This window comes from Serratia sp. BFP-2025, from assembly GCF_050880365.1.
GTDB classification, from domain to species: Bacteria; Pseudomonadota; Gammaproteobacteria; order Enterobacterales; family Enterobacteriaceae; genus Serratia; species Serratia surfactantfaciens.
In genome coordinates, this window is the sequence record NZ_JBPAFV010000004.1 from 257,617 (window position 1) to 278,147 (window position 20,531).

At 60.4% G+C, this 20,531-nt stretch carries 20 protein-coding genes; 16 read left to right on the forward strand and 4 right to left on the reverse strand.

Going from position 1 to position 20,531, the window contains the following annotated elements; translation table 11 throughout:
• Nucleotides 1-9: 9 nt before the first annotated feature.
• Nucleotides 10-954 (reverse strand): HTH-type transcriptional regulator MetR, encoded by a 945-nt coding sequence (gene metR / locus ACRAWE_RS21890; protein ID WP_063918291.1) that lies wholly within the window; start codon nt 952-954, stop codon nt 10-12.
• A gap of 90 nt (nt 955-1,044) precedes the next feature.
• On the opposite strand from metR, the gene metE reads away from it, so the two are divergent.
• Nucleotides 1,045-3,333 carry a 5-methyltetrahydropteroyltriglutamate--homocysteine S-methyltransferase gene (gene metE, locus ACRAWE_RS21895; protein WP_432525880.1) on the forward strand — a complete coding sequence of 763 codons (2,289 nt, stop codon included), beginning with the start codon at nt 1,045-1,047 and terminating at the stop codon, nt 3,331-3,333.
• Nucleotides 3,334-3,416: 83 nt separating this feature from the next.
• Here the strand turns inward: metE and ACRAWE_RS21900 are convergent, their stop codons facing one another.
• Entirely contained in the window at nt 3,417-4,244 is an 828-nt protein-coding gene (locus ACRAWE_RS21900) for a dienelactone hydrolase family protein (RefSeq protein ID WP_063918293.1), read from the reverse strand.
• A gap of 487 nt (nt 4,245-4,731) precedes the next feature.
• Between ACRAWE_RS21900 and udp the strand changes: the two genes are divergently transcribed.
• The 12 genes from udp (at nt 4,732) to hemB (ending at nt 15,350) form a co-directional block, all read left to right on the forward strand.
• A complete protein-coding gene (gene udp / locus ACRAWE_RS21905; protein ID WP_004934432.1) occupies nt 4,732-5,493 on the forward strand; it encodes a uridine phosphorylase in 762 nt (253 codons plus the stop codon).
• A gap of 129 nt (nt 5,494-5,622) precedes the next feature.
• The gene (locus ACRAWE_RS21910) at nt 5,623-6,405 is read left to right on the forward strand and encodes a tyrosine-protein phosphatase (RefSeq protein ID WP_063918294.1); all 783 of its coding nucleotides are present in this window, start codon (nt 5,623-5,625) and stop codon (nt 6,403-6,405) included.
• 79 nt (nt 6,406-6,484) lie between these two features.
• The gene (locus ACRAWE_RS21915; RefSeq protein ID WP_019455291.1) at nt 6,485-7,015 is read left to right on the forward strand and encodes a DedA family protein; all 531 of its coding nucleotides are present in this window, start codon (nt 6,485-6,487) and stop codon (nt 7,013-7,015) included.
• Between the two features lie 140 nt (nt 7,016-7,155).
• A complete protein-coding gene (rmuC, locus tag ACRAWE_RS21920; protein WP_432525881.1) occupies nt 7,156-8,703 on the forward strand; it encodes a DNA recombination protein RmuC in 1,548 nt (515 codons plus the stop codon).
• A 78-nt stretch (nt 8,704-8,781) separates the two neighbouring features.
• Nucleotides 8,782-9,537 (forward strand): bifunctional demethylmenaquinone methyltransferase/2-methoxy-6-polyprenyl-1,4-benzoquinol methylase UbiE, encoded by a 756-nt coding sequence (gene ubiE / locus ACRAWE_RS21925; RefSeq protein WP_004934443.1) that lies wholly within the window; start codon nt 8,782-8,784, stop codon nt 9,535-9,537.
• A 13-nt stretch (nt 9,538-9,550) separates the two neighbouring features.
• Nucleotides 9,551-10,159 (forward strand): ubiquinone biosynthesis protein UbiJ, encoded by a 609-nt coding sequence (gene ubiJ / locus ACRAWE_RS21930; RefSeq protein ID WP_019455289.1) that lies wholly within the window; start codon nt 9,551-9,553, stop codon nt 10,157-10,159.
• On the forward strand, nt 10,156-11,787 hold the full coding sequence (gene ubiB, locus ACRAWE_RS21935; protein ID WP_019455288.1) for a ubiquinone biosynthesis regulatory protein kinase UbiB: 1,632 nt from the start codon (nt 10,156-10,158) through the stop codon (nt 11,785-11,787). Before ubiJ ends, ubiB begins: the two co-directional genes overlap by 4 nt.
• Nucleotides 11,788-11,866: 79 nt before the next feature.
• On the forward strand, nt 11,867-12,130 hold the full coding sequence (tatA, locus tag ACRAWE_RS21940; RefSeq protein WP_019455287.1) for a Sec-independent protein translocase subunit TatA: 264 nt from the start codon (nt 11,867-11,869) through the stop codon (nt 12,128-12,130).
• A gap of 3 nt (nt 12,131-12,133) precedes the next feature.
• Complete coding sequence (gene tatB / locus ACRAWE_RS21945) at nt 12,134-12,703, forward strand: Sec-independent protein translocase protein TatB (RefSeq protein ID WP_019455286.1); 570 nt, start codon at nt 12,134-12,136, stop codon at nt 12,701-12,703.
• Nucleotides 12,704-12,706: 3 nt separating this feature from the next.
• Complete coding sequence (gene tatC, locus ACRAWE_RS21950; protein ID WP_019455285.1) at nt 12,707-13,477, forward strand: Sec-independent protein translocase subunit TatC; 771 nt, start codon at nt 12,707-12,709, stop codon at nt 13,475-13,477.
• A gap of 53 nt (nt 13,478-13,530) precedes the next feature.
• On the forward strand, nt 13,531-14,313 hold the full coding sequence (gene tatD / locus ACRAWE_RS21955) for a 3'-5' ssDNA/RNA exonuclease TatD (RefSeq protein ID WP_432525882.1): 783 nt from the start codon (nt 13,531-13,533) through the stop codon (nt 14,311-14,313).
• Between the two features lie 14 nt (nt 14,314-14,327).
• Nucleotides 14,328-15,350 carry a porphobilinogen synthase gene (hemB, locus tag ACRAWE_RS21960; protein WP_019455283.1) on the forward strand — a complete coding sequence of 341 codons (1,023 nt, stop codon included), beginning with the start codon at nt 14,328-14,330 and terminating at the stop codon, nt 15,348-15,350.
• A gap of 42 nt (nt 15,351-15,392) precedes the next feature.
• Here the strand turns inward: hemB and rfaH are convergent, their stop codons facing one another.
• Nucleotides 15,393-15,881 carry a transcription/translation regulatory transformer protein RfaH gene (gene rfaH / locus ACRAWE_RS21965; RefSeq protein ID WP_019455282.1) on the reverse strand — a complete coding sequence of 163 codons (489 nt, stop codon included), beginning with the start codon at nt 15,879-15,881 and terminating at the stop codon, nt 15,393-15,395.
• A 247-nt stretch (nt 15,882-16,128) separates the two neighbouring features.
• On the opposite strand from rfaH, the gene pepE reads away from it, so the two are divergent.
• The 3 genes from pepE to fre all read left to right on the forward strand — a co-directional run bounded on the left by pepE (nt 16,129) and on the right by fre (nt 19,189).
• Nucleotides 16,129-16,854 (forward strand): dipeptidase PepE, encoded by a 726-nt coding sequence (pepE, locus tag ACRAWE_RS21970; RefSeq protein WP_432525883.1) that lies wholly within the window; start codon nt 16,129-16,131, stop codon nt 16,852-16,854.
• A gap of 62 nt (nt 16,855-16,916) precedes the next feature.
• Nucleotides 16,917-18,437: a 4-hydroxy-3-polyprenylbenzoate decarboxylase gene (gene ubiD, locus ACRAWE_RS21975; protein ID WP_043129093.1), complete on the forward strand. Its 1,521-nt coding sequence runs from the start codon at nt 16,917-16,919 to the stop codon at nt 18,435-18,437.
• Between the two features lie 50 nt (nt 18,438-18,487).
• A complete protein-coding gene (fre, locus tag ACRAWE_RS21980; RefSeq protein WP_025160385.1) occupies nt 18,488-19,189 on the forward strand; it encodes an NAD(P)H-flavin reductase in 702 nt (233 codons plus the stop codon).
• Nucleotides 19,190-19,361: 172 nt separating this feature from the next.
• On the opposite strand, the gene fadA is transcribed toward fre, so the two are convergent.
• Nucleotides 19,362-20,525: an acetyl-CoA C-acyltransferase FadA gene (gene fadA, locus ACRAWE_RS21985; protein ID WP_063918298.1), complete on the reverse strand. Its 1,164-nt coding sequence runs from the start codon at nt 20,523-20,525 to the stop codon at nt 19,362-19,364.
• Nucleotides 20,526-20,531 lie beyond the last annotated feature (6 nt).

Below are 20,531 nucleotides of genomic sequence, written 5' to 3' on the forward strand. Positions count from 1 at the left end.
CCCGTAAGTTTATACGCCGGCCGCCAACGCTTTGGCGCCGGTTGCGCCGGGGCGTGCGGCGTCGCGCACAAACGGCAGATGATCGCAGGCGTGCTGACGGGCCGAGCGGATAAAGGCTTCAGTCACCGTCTGGCGCTGCTCGCCGTCGCGCACGGCGGCGTACAGCCGGCTCCACAGGCCGTCGCCCAGGGTTTTGGTCACCACCAGGCCTTGCTGTTCGAAGCTCTCCACCACCCAGTGCGGCAGCGCCGCAATCCCCATCCGCGCCGATACCATCTGGATCAGCAGCAGCGTGTTATCGACGTTCTTCAACGCCGGGCTGACGCCCGCCGGCTGCAGGAAATGCCGCCAGATATCCAGCCGCTGGCGCTGCACCGGGTAAATCAACAGCGTTTCATCGCTCAAGTCTTCCGGTTCGATGTGCGGCTTGCCGGCCAGCGGATGATCCGGCGCCAGCACCAGACGCACCTCGAAATCGAACATCGGCGAATAGTGCAGGCCGCTGCGCGGCAGAATATCCGACGTCATCACCAGATCCAGCTCGCCCTGCTGTAAAGCCGGCTGCGGATCGAAAGTGACGCCGGAGGTGAAGTCCATCACCACCTGTGGGAAACGCCGGCGGAAATTGTCCAGCGCCGGCGTCAGCCACTGAATGCAGCTGTGGCATTCGATGGCGATGCGCAGCGTAGTCTGATGGGGCTCGTGGCAGGCCTGCAGCGCCTGTGAGATTTGTGGCAGCACCTGTTCCGCCAGCTGCAGCAGGATCTCGCCCTGGGCGGTGAAGCGCAGCGGCTGGCTCTTGCGCACGAACAGCTTGAAGCCCAGACGTTGCTCAAGATCGCTGAACTGGTGCGACAGGGCAGACTGCGTCTGATGAAGTTGGGCCGCCGCCCCCGCCAGCGAACCGCTGCTGCGCAGGGCCTGCAGCGTCCGTAAATGTTTCAGTTCGATCATGAGAGTCCTTCACATTGACAGTGAATAAATTGCGCTTGTGGTTAATACAGTACCTGCTGATTATGGATGTGTAAACATCTGGACGGCTAAATGGGGAATATGACGATGGCAATTTTGAATCACACACTGGGTTTTCCTCGCGTTGGGCTGCGACGTGAGCTGAAAAAAGCTCAGGAAAGCTACTGGGCTGGCAACTCAACGCAGGAAGAGCTGTTGGCGGTTGGCCGCGAGCTGCGCGCTCGCCATTGGCAACAGCAACAGCAGGCCGGGGTGGATTTGGTGCCGGTCGGCGATTTCGCCTGGTACGATCATGTGTTGACCACCAGCCTGCTGTTGGGCAACGTGCCGGCGCGCCATCAGAATGCGGATGGCTCGATCGATCTGGACACGCTGTTCCGCATCGGCCGAGGCCGCGCACCGACCGGCGAGCCGGCGGCCGCGGCGGAAATGACCAAATGGTTCAACACCAACTACCACTACATGGTGCCCGAGTTCCAGCAAGGTCAGCAGTTCAAGCTGGGCTGGACTCAGCTGCTGGATGAAGTGGACGAAGCGCTGGCGCTTGGTCACCGCATCAAACCGGTGCTGCTTGGCCCGGTGACCTATCTGTGGCTGGGTAAAGTGAAGGGCGAGCCGTTCGATCGCCTGTCGTTGCTGAAAGACATTCTGCCGGTTTACCAGCAGGTGCTGGCCGAGCTGGCGAAACGCGGCGTCGAGTGGGTGCAGATTGACGAGCCTGCGCTGGTGCTGGAGCTGCCGCAGGCCTGGCTGGACGCCTTTAAACCGGCTTACGACGCGCTGCAGGGGCAGGTGAAACTGCTGCTGACCACTTACTTCGACAGCGTCGGCCACAACATCGACACTATTCGCACGCTGCCGGTGCAGGGGCTGCACGTCGATCTGGTCGCCGGCCATGACGATATCGCCGCGTTGAGCGCCGCATTGCCGCAAGAGTGGCTGCTGTCGCTGGGCGTGATCAACGGCCGCAACGTTTGGCGCGCCGATCTGAGCCGCTGGTTCGAACGTCTGCAACCGCTGGTGGGCCGCCGCCCGCTGTGGATCGGCACCTCCTGTTCACTGCTGCACAGCCCGATCGATCTGAGCGTGGAAAGCCGTCTGGACGAAGAAGTGAAGAGCTGGTTCGCCTTCGCGTTGCAAAAATGTACCGAGCTGGCGCTGCTGACTGCGGCGCTGAACGCGCCCGACGCGGCGAAACAGGCCGAACTGGACGCCTACAGCGCGCCGATCCGCGCCCGCCGTCAGTCGAGCCGTGTACACAATGCGCAGGTTGAGCGCCGTCTGGCCGCTATCACCGCGCAGGACAGCGAGCGCCACAGCGCTTACGCCGAGCGCGCCAGGGCGCAGCGCGAACGTTTCAACCTGCCGGCCTGGCCGACCACCACCATCGGTTCGTTCCCGCAGACCACCGAGATCCGCGGCCTGCGCCTGGACTTCAAGCAGGGCCGTCTGGACGGCAGCAACTACCGCACCAGCATCGGTGAGCACATCAAACAGGCGATCGTTGAGCAGGAGCGCCTCGGGCTGGACGTGCTGGTGCACGGTGAAGCCGAGCGCAACGACATGGTGGAATATTTCGGCGAGAACCTGGACGGCTTCGTGTTTACCCAGAACGGCTGGGTGCAGAGCTACGGTTCCCGCTGCGTGAAGCCGCCGGTGATCATCGGCGATGTCAGCCGCCCGGAAGCCATCACCGTCGAATGGGCCAAATTCGCCCAGTCTCTGACCGACAAGCCGGTAAAAGGCATGTTGACCGGGCCGGTGACCATCCTGTGTTGGTCGTTCCCGCGTGAAGACGTGACCCGCGAAGTGATCGCCAAGCAGATTGCGCTGGCACTGCGTGACGAGGTGGAAGATCTGGAAAAAGCCGGCATCGGCATCATTCAGATCGACGAACCTGCGCTGCGCGAGGGGCTGCCGCTGCGTCAATCCGATTGGGCCGCCTATCTGAACTGGGCGGTGGACGCCTTCAAGCTGAACGCCGCCGTGGCGCGGGATGATACCCAGATCCACACCCACATGTGTTATTGCGAGTTCAACGACATCATGGACTCCATCGCCGCGCTGGACGCCGACGTGATCACTATCGAGACCTCGCGTTCCGATATGGATCTGCTGGAAGCCTTCAAAGAGTTCGAATACCCGAACGAAATCGGGCCGGGCGTCTACGACATCCACTCGCCGAACGTGCCGAGCGTGGAATGGATTGAAGCGTTGCTGCGTAAAGCCGCGCAGAATATCCCGGCTGAACGCCTGTGGGTTAACCCGGATTGCGGCCTGAAAACCCGCGGCTGGCCGGAAACCCGCCAGTCGCTGGCCAACATGGTATTGGCGGCGCAGCGCCTGCGCGAGCAGGCGTGATGAGTGCGGCGGATTGACCGCCGCTTATAGATTTACTGGTGTGATGATTGGGCGCTTCGGCGCCCTTTTTTATGCAGGGGAGGTTACTTGACGCCGTGCTGGGCGAACCACGCCAGCATGCGCTGCCAACCGTCCTGCGCCGCTTCGGCGTTGTAGCTGGGGCGATAGTCGGCGTTGAACGCGTGCCCGACGCCGGGGTACACCACGATTTCAGCATCAGCGTTGGCGGCGCGGATCGCCTGACGCATGGTTTCCACCGTCTCCAGCGGAATACTGCTGTCCTGCCCGCCATACAGCCCCAGCACCGGCGTCGACAGGTGCGTTGCGACATCGACCGGATGCTTCGGTGAATTCAGCGTTTTTTCACCCACCAGCTTGCCGTACCAGGCGACCGCTGCCTTCAACTGCGGGTTGTGCGCCGCATACAGCCAGGTAATGCGGCCGCCCCAGCAGAAGCCGGTGATCGCCAGCTTGCCGGCATCGCCGCCGTGGCGGATGGCCCAGTGCGCGGCGTGGTCCAGATCCGACAGCACCTGGCGATCCGGCACCTTGGTCACCAGTTGCTGGAACAACTCGCCGATATCGGTGTAGTCATTGGCGTCGCCCTGGCGGAAATAGAGCTCGGGCGCGATCGCCAGATAGCCCTGTTTCGCCAGGCGGCGGCACAGATCCTGAATATGTTCATGTACGCCGAAGATTTCCTGCACCACCAGCACGATGGGGAAGGGGCCATTATGCTCGGCGGGTTTGGCGACGTAGGCCGGCAGCGCGTCTCCCTGAGAAGGGATGGTCGTTTGCCCGGCGTGAATGCCCTGTTCATCGGTGATAATCGCGGAGGCGGCCAACGGCGCGGCGGCCGGGGCGAATCCCCCCTGAGCCTGTTCTAATGTCATCACATGTTCGGTTTTCATTGCGGTCTCCGTGCAATAGAAAAAAGCGCTGAGATTAACTATAGGAAAGATTACCCATTATTGGCGCTGCGTGGAGCACTTTCGGACAAGTCGATAAAAAACGGCTAATTATCTGGCTTTACGGCATTTTTAGGCGCTTTTTATCATGTTATTGCGGGTTTTGGCCCACGTAATTGCCATAAGGTGCGTTAGATGGCTTTTTTGTCCCTAAGCAGCCGATAAGATAGGGTTATTTCTGGTTGTTGAGCTAAATAGTTTCAACCGGCAACCAACGGGGAGAGGCGGTAAGCTTTGTCGGCTAGACTGAGGTTCAGCAAGAGAGTGCTGGCGGCGCTGCCTCGTTATTTTGTGATAAAAATCACAAAAAATATGTAGCATGTAATTTGTTTCTCTTTTCATAGTGACTGTCGTCACGAAAATGGGCGACGATTTTCAGTAGAGTGCTTTTTTGTTCCTCCCAATAAACATGATCCATGAGGAGTCTCGTATGTCTCAGTCTGACGTTTTTCATCTCGGCCTCACCAAGAACGATTTACAAGGGGCCCAGCTTGCCATCGTGCCGGGCGATCCGCAGCGCGTAGAGAAGATTGCCAAGCTGATGGAAAATCCGGTGCATCTGGCCTCCCATCGTGAATTCACCACCTGGCGCGCGGAGCTGGACGGCAAGGCGGTGATCGTCTGCTCCACCGGCATCGGCGGCCCGTCTACCTCTATCGCGGTGGAAGAGCTGGCGCAGCTGGGCATCCGCACCTTCCTGCGCATCGGCACCACCGGCGCCATTCAGGCGAACATCAACGTCGGTGACGTGCTGGTCACCACGGCGGCGGTACGCCTCGACGGCGCCAGCCTGCACTTTGCGCCGATGGAGTTCCCGGCGGTCGCGGACTTCGCCTGCACCACCGCGCTGGTGGAAGCTGCCAAAGCCAGCGGCGCGACCACCCACATTGGCGTAACCGCCTCTTCCGATACTTTCTACCCGGGCCAGGAACGTTACGATACCTACTCCGGCCGCGTGGTCAGCCGTTTCAAAGGCTCGATGGAAGAGTGGCAGGCGATGGGCGTGATGAACTATGAAATGGAATCCGCCACGCTGCTGACCATGTGCGCCAGCCAGGGCCTGCGCGCCGGCATGGTGGCTGGGGTGATCGTCAACCGCACCCAGCAAGAGATCCCGAACGCCGAGACCATGAAAAACACCGAAAGCAAAGCGGTGCAGATCGTGGTGGACGCCGCTCGTCGCCTGCTGTAATCGCCTTCCCTGAACGGGCCGCCGACGCGGCTCGTTTTTCCATTCGCGACTAATCTGTTACGGTGATACTCCTCAGCGCTGCGCCGATGGCCGCCGCGCGTTGTCAGAATAACAACAACGAGGACGTTTATGACCGCCCAGATCCTGCTTCATCCTTCGCTTGCGCCGCTCGACGGCGGCATCAATTTCCGTGACTTCGGCGGCAACGGCGTGGCCGATGGGCGCCGCATCAAGCGCGGCCTGCTGTTTCGCTCCGGTTCCCTCGAGCGGCTGACGGAAAACGACTGCGCCTTTCTCGCCGGTGTGCCGGTGCGTTCGGTGCTGGACTATCGCGATGCCGACGAAGTGCAGGCCAAGCCGGATATTCTGTGGAATGGTGCCGACTATCATCACGTGCCGGCCAACCCGCTGAGCAGCGAAGTCAACGCCAACCTGGAGAAGCTCACCAACGAAACGCTGGCCGCTTTCGACGCCCGCGCGTTCATGCTGGAACTGTATCGCCGCCTGCCGTTCGGCAATGCGGCCTATCAGCGGCTGGCGCAGCTGCTGAGCAATCCTGGCGGTGGCGCCATCGTGCAGCATTGCGCGGTCGGCAAGGATCGCACCGGTGTCGGCTCGGCGCTGGTGCTGTTCGCGCTGGGTGCCGACGAAGCGACCGTGCTGGAAGACTATCTGCTGACCGAAACCACGCTGGCCGCTTTCCGCGAGCAGATGCTGGATCAGCTGTCTATCAAGCTGAATGCGGCGGCGCTGGAGCAATTCGCCTACGTGCTCAGCGCGCGTGAGGAGTTCCTGATGACCGCGCTGGGCTGCATCCGTCAGCAATACGGCTCCACCGACCGCTGGCTGGAGGCGGAATACGGTCTGGGCGCGGCACAGCGCGAAGCGCTGCAGGCGTTCTACCTCGAGTAAATCGCCGCGTGTTTAACCGGGGTTTAACTCGCCCCGGCCTATCCTAAGCGGTGAATTATCGCGTATCAGGAGCCCCGCATTGAGCCTCAATGACGTTATCAACTGGGTCAGCGACGTCGTGCGTCAGCACGAAGGCTGGGCCATTCCCATCATTTTTTTCCTGGCGTTCGGCGAGTCGTTGGCGTTTTTGTCGCTGCTGTTGCCGGCCACGGTGATCCTGCTGGCGCTGGGTGCGCTGATCGGCGAAAGCGGAATCGCCTTTTGGCCGATTTGGGCCGCCGCCGCCGTCGGGGCGTTTTTCGGTGACTGGCTCTCTTACTGGATCGGCTACCACTATCAGGATCGCGTGGCCCATATGTGGCCGCTGTCGCGCAATCCGCAGTTGCTGGCGCGCGGCCACGCGTTCTTTGAACGCTGGGGCGTGCTGGGCATTTTCATCGGCCGCTTCTTCGGCCCGCTGCGCGCCGTGGTGCCGCTGGTGGGCGGCATTTGCGGCATGCCGCAGCGCTACTTCCAACTGGCCAACGTCACGTCGGCGATGATCTGGGCGTTCGGCATTCTGGCGCCGGGGGCATTCGGCATCAAGTGGCTCAGCCAGTGGCTGGGTTGATTTCTCGCTAAATTGCGCAGCGCCGCGCAATATTGTGCGCGGCCGGCAAAATCAGGCTGGACATCCATACAGCCTCCCCTTAACGTGACGGGCAATGGGCGTGCAAAACGCCGCAACGGCAAGGTGCAACAGGAGGCAGGGTGGATACCAGTCTGATTTATGGGATTGGCGGCGTAGCGATCGGCATGCTGTTGGGGTGGCTGATCGCCAGTCTGCGGGTGCAGCAGACGCATGCGCAACATGAAACCGAGCTGCGGTTGCTGGAGCAAGCGTTGCAGCAGGCGCAGCAGGAAACGGCGGCGCGGCAGGAAACGTTGCAGCGCCACGAGCAACAGCTGCGCCAGAGCGAGCTGGAGCTGCGCAATCTGCACAGCCAACTGGCGGCCGGGCATGAGAAGCTGCAACAGCTCAACCATTGGCGCAACGAATGCGAACTGCTCAATCAGGAGCTGCGTGCCCAGCGCGAGGTCAATAGCGCGCAAGAAGCCGAACTGCGCGAAGTCACCATCCGTCTGGAAGAGACGCGCATGGCGTCGGAAGAGAAGCAACGCCTGCTTATCAACAGCGAACAGCGGCTCACCACCCAGTTTGAAAATCTCGCCAACCGCATTTTTGAACACAGCGGCCGCAAGGTTGACGAGCAAAATAAGCAAAGTCTGGATCGTTTACTGTTGCCGCTGCGCGAACAGCTGGACGGTTTCCGCCGTCAGGTGCAAGACAGCTTTGGCCAGGAGGCGCGGGAGCGCCACACGCTGACGCACGAGATACGCAATCTGCAGCAGCTGAACGCGCAGATGGCGCGCGAGGCCATCAACCTCACCAAGGCGCTGAAAGGCGACAACAAGACGCAGGGCAACTGGGGCGAGGTGGTATTGAGCCGGGTGCTCGAGGCCTCAGGCCTGCGCGAAGGGCACGAATATGAAACGCAGGTCAACGTGCGGGTGGATCACCAGAGCCGCATGCAGCCCGATGTCATCGTGCGTCTGCCGCAGGGCAAGGATGTAGTGATCGACGCCAAGATGTCGCTGATCGCCTACGAGCGCTATTTTAACGGCGAAGACGAGGTGGAGCGCGAAGCGGCGCTGAGCGAACATATCGCCTCGCTGCGTGGCCACATCCGCATGCTGGGCCGCAAGGACTACCAGCAATTGCCGGGGCTGCGCTCGCTGGATTATGTGTTGATGTTCATTCCGGTCGAACCCGCCTTCCTGCTGGCTATCGATCGCGAACCGGAGCTGATCAGCGAAGCGCTCAAGCACAACATCATGCTGGTCAGCCCGACCACGTTGCTGGTGGCGCTACGCACCATCACCAATCTGTGGCGCTATGAACATCAGAGCCAGAACGCCCAACGCATCGCCGATCGCGCGGCGAAACTGTATGACAAGATGCGGCTGTTCGTGGACGATATGTCCGCGCTGGGGCAGAGCCTGGACAAGGCTCAAGGCAGTTATCGTCAGGCGATGAACAAACTGAGCGAAGGCCGTGGTAATCTTATTGGCCAAATTGAAGGTTTTCGCGCGTTGGGGGTTGAGGTCAAACGGCCGATCAACCCGCTGCTGGCGCAGCAAGCCGGCGCGCAACACGATGAAGCGGAAGAGGCGAACGACGACGATGTCGCCGCGCTGCCGCAGACGAACGACGATGATGATACCGCCGGGGAACCGGGCTTCGTTTCGCACGGCTGAGGCCGTGGCGAGGTGGGGTATTCCCCGGGCTTCTGGTACACTCATCCACACAAAATTGACTGAATAGCAGGCAGGACAATGGCAGATCAATCGCAGGAAACCACCGATTTCGGTTTTCGCACCGTCGCTAGAGACGAAAAACAGGCCATGGTGGCGGACGTTTTTCATTCGGTAGCGGCAAAGTATGACGTGATGAACGACCTGATGTCGTTCGGCATTCACCGTATCTGGAAGCGTTTCACCATTGACTGCAGCGGCGTGCGCCGTGGGCAGCGCGTACTGGATCTGGCCGGCGGCACCGGCGACCTGGCCGCCAAGTTCTCCCGCATGGTGGGCGAGCAGGGGCAGGTGGTGCTGGCTGACATCAACGATTCGATGTTGAAAATGGGGCGCGAGAAGCTGCGCGATCGCGGCATTGTCGGCAACATCAACTACGTCCAGGCCAATGCGGAAGCGTTGCCGTTCCCGGACAACTACTTCGATTGCATCACTATCTCCTTTGGCCTGCGCAACGTCACCGACAAAGACAAAGCGCTGCGTTCGATGTTCCGCGTGCTGAAGCCGGGCGGCCGCCTGCTGGTGCTGGAGTTCTCCAAGCCGCTGCTGGCGCCGCTGAGCAAAGCCTACGACGCTTACTCCTTCCACGTGCTGCCGAAGATCGGCGAGCTGGTGGTGAAAGATCCGGACAGTTACCGCTACCTGGCGGAATCGATCCGCATGCACCCCGATCAGGAAACCCTGAAGGGCATGATGGGCAACGCCGGTTTTGAAAACGTCACCTATTTCAACCTGACCGGTGGGATTGTCGCCCTGCATCGCGGCTTCAAGTTCTGAGAGGGAGATGCCGATGCTGTTTACCCCTCTGCTGACCGGTGCGCTGGAAACCTCGCTGAATAATCTGCTGTTTCGCGATCGCAGCATGAAAGCCGCCCGCCAACGTTTGGCGGGCAAGGTGCTGCGTATTGAACTGGAAGAGTTGGCTTCGCCGCTGGTGCTGGTGTTCAGCGAACTGCGCGTGGATGTGCTGGGGCAGTCTGAAGACAGCGCTGATTGCACGGTGCGCAGCCGCATTCCCTCCTTGCTGAAGCTGCGCGATCGCCAGCAGTTGCCGGTGCTGATGCGCAGCGGTGAATTGACGGTGGAAGGTGATATTCAGGTGGTGCAACAGCTGGTTGGCCTGCTCGATCTGGCGGAGTGGGATCCGGCGGAGTGGCTGGCGCCCTACATCGGCGATATCGCCGCTCAGGGCATCACGCAGGCGCTGGGAAAAGGTGCCTCGTTACTCAAGACCGGATTGATGCGTCGGCAACAAGACATGGCGGAGGCGCTGACCGAAGAGTGGCGTCTGGCGCCGGGGCCGCTGGAAGTGGTGTGGTTCCATGAAGAAGTCGACGCGCTCGCCCGCAGCGCGGAAGCGCTGATTGCCCGTATGGACAAGTTGGAGGGCAAGCGATGACCCCAGGCGAACTGCGTCGTTTGTATTTTATCGTCCGCGTTTTTCTCAGCTATGGGCTGGATGAGCTGATCCCTAAAATGCGTTTGACGCTGCCGCTGCGCTTCGGCCGCCGGCTGCTGTTCTGGATGCCGAATCGGCACAAGGACAAACCGCTGGGTGAACGCCTGCGGCTGGCGCTGCAGGAGTTGGGGCCGGTCTGGATCAAGTTTGGCCAGATGATGTCGACCCGCCGCGATCTGTTTCCACCGCAGATTGCCGATCAGCTGACGCTGCTGCAGGATCGGGTGGCGCCTTTCGACGGTGCGTTGGCGCGCAAGCATATCGAGTTGGCGATGGGCGGCCCGCTGGAAACCTGGTTCGACGACTTCGAGCAGCAGCCGCTGGCTTCCGCTTCGATAGCGCAGGTGCACACCGCGCGGCTGAAAACCACCGGTCAGGAAGTGGTGCTGAAGGTGATCCGGCCGGATATCGGGCCGGTTATCAAGGCCGACGTGCGGCTGATGTACCGGTTGGCCGGCTGGGTGCCGAAGCTGCTGCCGGACGGCCGCCGCCTGCGTCCGCGCGAAGTGGTGCGCGAGTACGAGAAAACGCTGCTGGACGAATTGAACCTGCTGCGCGAAGCGGCCAACGCCATTCAGCTGCGCCGCAATTTCGACGGCAGCCCGATGCTGTATGTGCCGGAGGTCTATTCCGACTACTGCCGTGAAAGCGTATTGGTGATGGAACGCATCTATGGCATTCCGGTTTCGGACATCGCCACGCTGGAGCAACAGGGCACCAACATGAAACTGTTGGCGGAACGCGGCGTCCAGGTGTTCTTTACCCAGGTATTCCGCGACAGCTTCTTCCATGCGGACATGCATCCCGGTAATATTTTCGTCAGCTATGAACATCCGGAGGATCCCTGCTACATCGGCATCGACTGCGGCATCGTCGGTTCGCTGAACAAGGATGACAAACGTTACCTGGCAGAAAACTTCATCGCCTTCTTCAACCGCGATTACCGTAAGGTGGCGGAACTGCACGTCGATTCCGGGTGGGTGCCGCGCGACACCAATGTGGAAGACTTCGAATTCGCCATCCGCACGGTGTGCGAACCGATTTTCGAGAAGCCGCTGGCGGAGATTTCCTTCGGCAACGTGCTGCTGAACCTGTTCAACACCGCGCGCCGCTTCAATATGGAAGTGCAGCCGCAGCTGGTGTTATTGCAGAAGACCTTGCTGTATGTTGAAGGTCTGGGGCGCCAGCTCTATCCGCAGCTGGATCTGTGGACCACCGCCAAGCCGTTCCTCGAGAGCTGGCTGCGCGATCAGGTCGGCATTCCCGCGGTGGTGCGCGCGCTGAAAGAGAAAGCGCCGTTCTGGGCGGAGAAGCTGCCTGAACTGCCCGAGCTGTTTTACGACAGCCTGCAGCAACATAAACTGTTGCAACAAAGCGTTGATAAGCTGACTAATCAGATGCAGGCTCAGCGGGTTCGTCAGGGGCAGTCACGTTATTTGTTCGGCGTTGGCGCTACACTGTTGGTAAGCGGCACGCTGTTGCTGCTGGGGCAAATCGAGGTGTTTCCCGCCTGGATGATGGCCGCCGGCATCGTATGCTGGGTGATTGGCTGGAAGCGAACCACCTGATTTAATTCGTTACTCTGGTAAAGTCGGCCCTATAATGCGGGCTGGCTTTAAAAGACCCTTTAAATTAGAGGTAATTAAAATGGGCGGTATTAGTATTACGCAATTGTTGATCATCGCAGTGATCGTGGTGCTGCTGTTCGGTACCAAAAAACTGCGCACGCTGGGCTCCGATCTCGGCGCCTCGATCAAGGGCTTTAAGAAGGCGATCGGCGACGATACGCCGTCGACCACCAACACGGCTGAAAAAAGCAGCCTGGATGACGCTGACTTCTCGGCCAAGCCTATTACCGAAAAGCAGCCGGAAGTGAAACCGGAAGAGTCGAAGAACAAAGAGCAGGTATAAACCGTGTTTGACATTGGGTTTAGTGAGCTGCTGTTGGTGCTGGTGATCGGCCTGGTTGTCCTGGGGCCGGAACGGTTGCCGGTCGCGGTCAGAACGGTGTCGGGCTGGATCCGCGCGCTGCGCTCGCTGGCGGCCTCGGTGCAGCACGAACTGTCTCAAGAGCTGAAGCTGCAGGAGCTGCAGGACAGCCTGAAAAAAGCGGAACAGGCCGGCCTGCAGAACCTGACGCCGGAGCTGAAGGCGTCGATGGATGAGCTGAAAGACGCGGCGGAATCTTTGAAACGCACCTACCGGGGCGAGAAAGAAGAGCTGGCGAATACCATCCATAATCCGCAGGTCACCGATCCGGAAGCCTTGCATGACGGCGTGACGCCGGCTGAAGCGGCAACCCGCGCCAGCGCGCCCGCCGCTGCGCCAAAACCGCCAGCGGAGCCTGAAGCCGTCGCGCCCGTGTCACCGGCACCGCCAGTGGCGGCGCAACCCGCTAAAGCGCCGGTGGAAACGGCGCCTGCCTCTGTCGAACCTGTTGCGGATAAAACCCCAGCGTCTCACCAACCTAGTGGCGATCGTTAATACATGGCTGTTGAAGATACCCAACCCCTTATCAGTCATCTGATAGAGCTGCGCAAGCGGCTGTTGAACTCGATTATTTGCGTGCTGGCGGTGTTCGTGGTGCTGGTGTTTTTCGCCAATGACATCTACCAGCTGGTTTCCGCGCCGCTGCTCAAGCAGCTGCCGGCCGGGGCGAGCATGATCGCCACCGACGTGGCGTCACCGTTCTTTACTCCGATCAAGCTGACCATGATCGTCTCGGTGTTCGTCTCTGCGCCGATGATCCTGTATCAGGTATGGGCATTCATCGCGCCGGCGCTGTACAAGCACGAACGCCGCCTGATGATGCCGCTGCTGGTGTCCAGCAGCCTGCTGTTTTACCTCGGTATGGCCTTCGCCTACTTCATCGTGTTCCCGCTGGCCTTCGGCTTCTTCGCCAAGACCGCGCCGATGGGGGTGACCATTGCTACCGACATCAAAAACTACCTCGACTTCGTCATGGCGCTGTTTATGGCGTTTGGCGTCGCCTTCGAAGTGCCGGTCGCTATTATTCTGCTGTGCTGGAGTGGCGTCACTTCGCCGGACGACCTGAAGAAGAAACGGCCGTATGTGCTGGTCGGCGCGTTTGTGGTCGGCATGTTGTTGACGCCGCCGGACGTGTTCTCGCAAACCCTGTTGGCGATACCGATGTATCTGCTGTTTGAAGTCGGGGTGTTCTTCGCCCGCTTCTATACCGGCAAACGTCGTCCGCAGGCGGAAGAAGAAGACGAGGGCGACGAACCCCCAGCCCCCTGAACCACATTGATTGCTAAGCCGCCCATTGGGCGGCTTTTGCTTTGGAAAAAACCATGTTTGATATCGGCGTTAATCTTACCAGCAGCCAATTCGCCAAAGACCGTCAGGTGGTGGTGGAGCGCGCCCGCGCCGCAGGGGTGACCGGGATGTTGATTACCGGCACCGATCTGCCGGAGAGCCGCGAAGCCGCCGAACTGGCGCAACAACATCCGGGCTATTGTTGGTCTACCGCCGGCGTACATCCGCACTACGCCAGCAGTTGGAATGAACAAACCGCCGATCAGATTTATGCCCTGGCCGCCCGCCCCGAAGTGGTGGCGGTCGGCGAATGCGGTCTGGATTTCAACCGCAATTTCTCGACGCCTGAGCAGCAGGAAGCGGCGTTCACTGCGCAGCTGGCGCTGGCGGCGGAGTTGGCGCTGCCGGTGTTTCTTCATTGCCGCGACGCACACGCACGTTTTGCCGAGCTACTGACGCCGTGGTTGGATAAACTGCCCGCGGCCGTGGTGCACTGCTTCACCGGCACCGCCGAAGAATTAGCAAGCTGTCTGTCGTTGGGCCTGTCGATCGGGATTACCGGTTGGGTCTGCGACGAGCGGCGCGGCCTGGAATTGCGCGCCCTGTTGCCGCAGATCCCGGCCGAGCGTCTGCTGCTGGAAACGGACGCCCCTTATCTGTTGCCCCGGGATTTACTGCCTAAACCCGCATCTCGCCGCAACGAACCCTGTTTCCTGCCCCACATCGTGCATCAGGTCGCCATCTGGCGGCAGGAAGAGCCGCAATGGCTGGGGCAAAAAACCGATGAGAACGCCCGCCGGCTATTCCGGCTGGTTTGAGCTAGGAGAAAACTATGAGCTATGCATTTCCGGGCACCTTCCCTGGTCGCCGTATGCGCCGCGTGCGCCGTCATGACTTCAGCCGCCGCCTGGTCGCCGAGAACCAACTGACGGTCAACGACCTGATCTATCCGGTGTTTGTCATGGAAGGCAGCAACCGCCAGGAAGAAGTGGCCTCGATGCCTGGCGTATCGCGCATGACGATCGATCTGCTGGTCAAGGAAGCGGAAGCCATCGCCAAACTCGGCGTGCCGGTGATTTCCCTGTTCCCGGTGATCGAACCGGGCCTGAAATCGCTGCATGCGGAAGAAGCCTATAACCCGGAAGGGCTGGTGCAGCGCACGGTGCGCGCGCTGAAAGACGCGGTGCCTGAGCTGGGCATTCTGACCGACGTAGCGCTCGATCCTTACACTACGCACGGGCAGGACGGGGTGATCGATGAACAGGGCTACGTAATTAACGACGTGACCAAAGACATTCTGGTGCGTCAGGCGCTGTCCCATGCCGAAGCGGGCGCGGAAATCGTGGCGCCGAGCGACATGATGGACGGCCGCATCGGGGCGATCCGCGATCGTCTGGAGCTGCAGGGCCTGGTGAACACTCAGATCATGGCCTACTCCGCCAAGTACGCTTCCTGTTACTACGGCCCGTTCCGCGATGCGCTGGGCTCCAGCGGCAATCTGAAGGGCGGCAACAAGAAGACTTATCAGATGGATCCGGCCAACAGCGACGAAGCGCTGCAGGAGATTGCACAGGATCTGCAGGAAGGTGCGGACATGGTGATGGTGAAGCCGGGCATGCCGTACCTGGACGTGGTGCGCCGCGTGAAGGATACCTTCGGCGTGCCGACCTTCGCTTATCAGGTGTCCGGTGAGTACGCCATGCACATGGCGGCGATTCAGAACGGCTGGCTGCAGGAGCAGCCGGCGGTGATGGAGTCGTTGATGTGCTTCAAACGCGCCGGTGCCGACGGCGTGCTGACTTACTTCGCCAAGCGTGTCGCCCAGTGGCTGCATGAAGAAGCGCTGCGCCGCTAAGCGCGAAACCGTAAAAAAGGCGCCTGAGGGCGCCTTTTTACATTACATTTTCTGGAATTGCCGATTGTCGATGCTTTGACTGACCTGTTTGTTGATCAGGTTCAGCAGCAGCATGGATCGCGCCTCGCCGTCCGGCTCGGTGTAGATCGCCTGCAATCCTTCGAACACGCCGTCGACGATCAGGACGGTATCCCCAGGCTGTGGGGTTTCCGGATCGACATAGGCTTCGCTGGCGTGGGTGCGCAGCTCATCGATCACCTTGCTCGGGATGACGCTCGGCAGCGCGCCGAAACGCACGAAGTGGCTGACGCCGCGGGTGGCGCTGATGGTGGTGGTGTGAATGCGCTCCGGGTCGAACTCCACAAACAGATAGTTGGGAAACAGGGGTTCGCTGACCGCAATGCGTTTGCCACGCACGATTTTTTCCAGCGTGATGATCGGGCTGAGGCAGTTTACCTGCTGCCGTTCCAGATGTTCCTGCGCTCGCAACAGCTGACCGCGTTTGCAATAAAGTAGATACCAGGATTCCATAATTTCACATGCCTTTCTGCCAGCCGGTAAGCATATCAAAAGCTATTCCGGATACATAGTGATGCAAGTTTCAGCATGTAACATCGCCTATCTCTATGAATCTATGGCTATTAGCGAAGGGTCACACACTTGTCGATACGGTGCTGGTATAACAGAGGACTGAAAAATTTGTTACCGTCACAGTATGGCAAGGCGTTGCGCCACCGGCTGTGACGCTATTCATCGTTTTTGACCGAGGGGGAGAGAAATGGAGCTGTTTCTGTTGAGCAACGGCAAGCTGTCTGGCGAAGCCGAACTGCTGGGGTACGCCAAAAGCCAACTGCTGGCGATGATTGCGCGCCGCGGCATTAAATCCGCCGTCTTTATCCCTTACGCGCTGATCCGTTACGACTACGATCGGCGTGCGCAGGAGCTGGCGCAAACATTGGGCATTGAAGTCACCAGCATCCACCACGCCGCTTCGCCCGCGGAGGCCATCGCGCAGGCGGAATGCATTTTGGTCAGCGGCGGCAATACCTGGTTGCTGAACCAGATGCTGCACGAGCAAGGCCTGATTGTGCCTATCCAGCGCGCGGTGCGCGAACGCGAAGTGCCTTACGTCGGCTGGAGTGCCGGTTGCAACGTGGCCACGCCGAGCATTCGCACCACCAACGATATGCCGGTGCGCTGCAGCGTGGTGCTGCCGGCGTTGGGGCTGTTCCCGGTGCAGATCAACCCGCATTACATCGATGCGCATATCAGCGGCCACATGGGCGAAACCCGTGACGAGCGCCTGGCGGAGTTCTGCGCGATCAACCCGAGCGAATCGGTAGTGGCGCTGCGTGAAGGCAGCCTGTTGCACGTTGAAGGCAACCAGCTGCGTTACTTCAGCGCCAACGGGCAGGGCTTCAAGGTGTTCCGCCACGGCGAAGAGACGCGCGAATATCAGGATACGCGCGCATTGGCCTCGCTGGTGCCGTTCCACTGCCGCTGAACGCCGCCCGGCAGCGGGCGGCGTTAACAAAATTGCAGCAACAACCGTGAAGAGGGCTTATAATGCCCTCCCCACTGGCCGCTATAATGATCAGCATGAAATACCGTGACTTACGCGATTTCCTCTCGTTGCTGGAGAAGAGAGGGGAACTAAAACGCATCAGCCAGCCGATCGATCCTTACTTGGAAATGACGGAGATTGCCGATCGCACCCTGCGGGCGGGCGGCCCGGCATTGCTGTTTGAAAACCCGAAAGGGTACGACATGCCGGTGCTGTGCAACCTGTTCGGCACCGCCAATCGCGTGGCGATGGGCATGGGGCAGGAAGACATCAGCGCGCTGCGCGAAGTCGGCAAACTGCTGGCGTTCCTCAAAGAACCGGAACCGCCGAAAGGTTTCCGCGATCTGTTCGACAAAATGCCGAAGTTCAAGCAGGTGCTGAACATGCCGACCAAGGTGCTGGGTTCAGCGCCTTGTCAGGAGCAGGTATGGCAAGGCGATGATGTCGATCTCAGCCGTATTCCGGTGATGCACTGCTGGCCGGAAGACGCCGCGCCGCTGATCACCTGGGGGCTGACGGTGACCCGCGGCCCGCACAAGGAACGGCAAAACCTCGGCATCTACCGCCAGCAGGTGCTGGGCAAGAATAAAGTGATCATGCGCTGGCTGTCGCACCGCGGCGGCGCGCTGGATTACCAGGAGTGGTGCCAGGCGCATCCCGGCGAGCGTTTCCCGGTCGCCGTGGCGTTGGGCGCCGATCCCGCCACTATCCTCGGCGCGGTCACGCCGGTGCCGGATACCCTGTCTGAATACGCCTTTGCCGGGCTGCTGCGCGGCAATAAAACCGAAGTGGTCAAGTGCCTTTCCAACGATCTGGAAGTGCCCGCCAGTGCTGAAATCGTGCTGGAAGGCTATATCGAACCGGGTGAAATGGCGCCGGAAGGCCCGTACGGCGATCACACCGGCTACTACAATGAAATCGACCAGTTCCCGGTATTCACCGTCACCCACATCACCCAGCGCCGCAACGCGATCTATCACTCGACCTACACCGGCCGGCCGCCGGATGAGCCGGCGATCCTGGGCGTGGCGCTGAACGAAGTGTTCGTGCCGATCCTGCAAAAGCAGTTCCCGGAAATCGTTGATTTCTATCTGCCGCCGGAGGGATGCTCGTATCGCCTGGCGGTAGTGACCATGAAAAAACAGTACGCCGGCCACGCTAAACGCGTGATGATGGGCGTCTGGTCGTTCCTGCGGCAGTTTATGTACACCAAATTTGTTATCGTCTGTGATGATGACGTCAATGCGCGCGACTGGAACGACGTGATTTGGGCGATCACGACACGAATGGATCCGGCAAGGGATACCGTTCTGGTGGAGAATACGCCGATCGACTATCTGGACTTCGCCTCGCCGGTTTCCGGGCTGGGTTCGAAGATGGGGCTGGACGCCACCAATAAATGGCCGGGTGAAACCGATCGCGAATGGGGCCGTCCGATTCAGATGGATGAAAAGGTACGTGCGCGCGTCGACGAAATCTGGGATGAGCTCGCAATCTTCAGTGACAGGGAGCCGACGTTATAACGTCAGGCTCTGTTCTCAGCTTTGCATTGATGACCCGACAGAGGGAACGCATGACAATATTGAGCTGTAAAGTGACCTCGGTAGAGGCCATTACCGATACGGTTTATCGGGTACGTCTGGTGCCTGAACAGCCGTTTTCTTTCAAGGCAGGGCAATATCTGATGGTGGTGATGGACGAGCGCGACAAGCGTCCGTTCTCGCTGGCATCTACCCCGACGCAGCAAGATTATATCGAGCTGCATATCGGCGCTTCGGAACTGAATTTGTACGCCATGGCGGTGATGGATCGCATCCTGAAAGAGCAGGCGATCACCGTCGACATGCCGCACGGCGATGCCTGGCTGCGGGAAGAGGGCAGCCGTCCGCTGGTGCTGATCGCCGGTGGCACCGGTTTCTCTTATGCGCGTTCAATTCTGCTGACCGCGTTGGAGCAGCAGCCCGATCGCGACATTTCTATCTACTGGGGCGGGCGTGAGCTGAAGCACCTGTACGATCTGAGCGAGCTGGAAGCGCTGTCGTTGCAGCACCCGAACCTGAAGGTGATCCCGGTGGTCGAGCAGCCGGATGCCGAATGGCGCGGCCGCAGCGGCACCGTGCTCAGCGCGGTGCTGCAGGATTTCGGGACGCTGGCGGAGCATGACATCTATATCGCCGGGCGTTTCGAGATGGCGAAAATCGCCCGCGAGCGTTTCTGCGCCGAGCGCGGCGCGCAGGAAGCGCATATGTTCGGCGACGCGTTTTCGTTTATCTGACAGAAGCGATGCACAGTGAACGGGGTGGCCGAGGGTCGCCCCGTTTTTATTTGGGCGTCGGCAAATTTCAGGCATAAAAAACCCGCCCCTGACAGGCGGGAAGAACGGCAACTAAACTTGGCGGGATGCCGCGATTTGAAGTGGTGACGCGGTCATCCCAAGATAGACACAGCTAAACGCGTTCAAAGACGGTGGCGATACCCTGGCCCAGACCGATGCACATGGTCGCCAGGCCAAACTGCGCGTCGCGACGTTCCATGTTGTTCAACAAGGTAGTCGAGATGCGAGAGCCTGAACAACCCAGCGGGTGGCCGAGCGCGATGGCGCCGCCGTTCAGGTTGATCTTGTCGTCGAGGCTGTCCATCAGCCCCAGATCCTTGATGCACGGGAGCGACTGGGCGGCGAACGCTTCGTTCAGCTCGAACAGATCGATGTCCTGCACGCTCAGACCGGCACGTTTCAGCGCCAGCTTGCTGGCCGGCACCGGGCCGTAGCCCATGATGGAAGGATCGCAGCCGACGACCGCCATCGAGCGGATACGGGCGCGGGCCTTCAAACCGAGCGCTTTGGCGCGCGATTCGCTCATCAGCAGCATGGCGGAAGCGCCGTCCGACAGGGCGGAAGAACTGCCGGCGGTGACGGTGCCGTTGACCGGATCGAACGCTGGGCGCAGGGCCGACAGGCTTTCGACGGTGGTTTCCGGGCGAATGACTTCATCGAAGTCGAAACGGGTCAGCACGCCGTCGGCGTCGTGGCCGTTGGTCGGTACGATCTCGTTTTTAAAGTAACCCGCCAGCGTCGCTGCATGCGCGCGCTGGTGGGAGCGGGCGGCGAATTCATCCTGCATCTGGCGGCTGATGTTGTGCATCTTGGCCAGCATTTCGGCGGTCAGCCCCATCATCCCGGCGGCTTTGGCCACGCTGCGGCTCAGGCCCGGATGGAAATCCACGCCGTGGTTCATCGGCACATGGCCCATGTGTTCCACGCCGCCGATCAGGCTGACGTGCGCGTCGCCCACCATGATGGCGCGCGCCGCGTCATGCAGCGCCTGCATCGAAGAGCCGCACAGGCGGTTGACGGTCACCGCCGGCACGCGGTGCGGGATCTCGGCCAGCAGCGCGGCGTTGCGGGCGATGTTGAAGCCTTGCTCCAGCGTCTGCTGCACGCAGCCCCAGTAAATGTCATCGATCTCGGCGGCGTCCAGCGCCGGGTTGCGGCTCAGCACTTCGCGCATCAGGTGAGCGGAGAGATCTTCGGCGCGTACCTGGCGGAAGGCGCCACCCTTGGAGCGGCCCATCGGCGTGCGTACGGCATCAACAATAACTACGTTTTCCATCTTTAT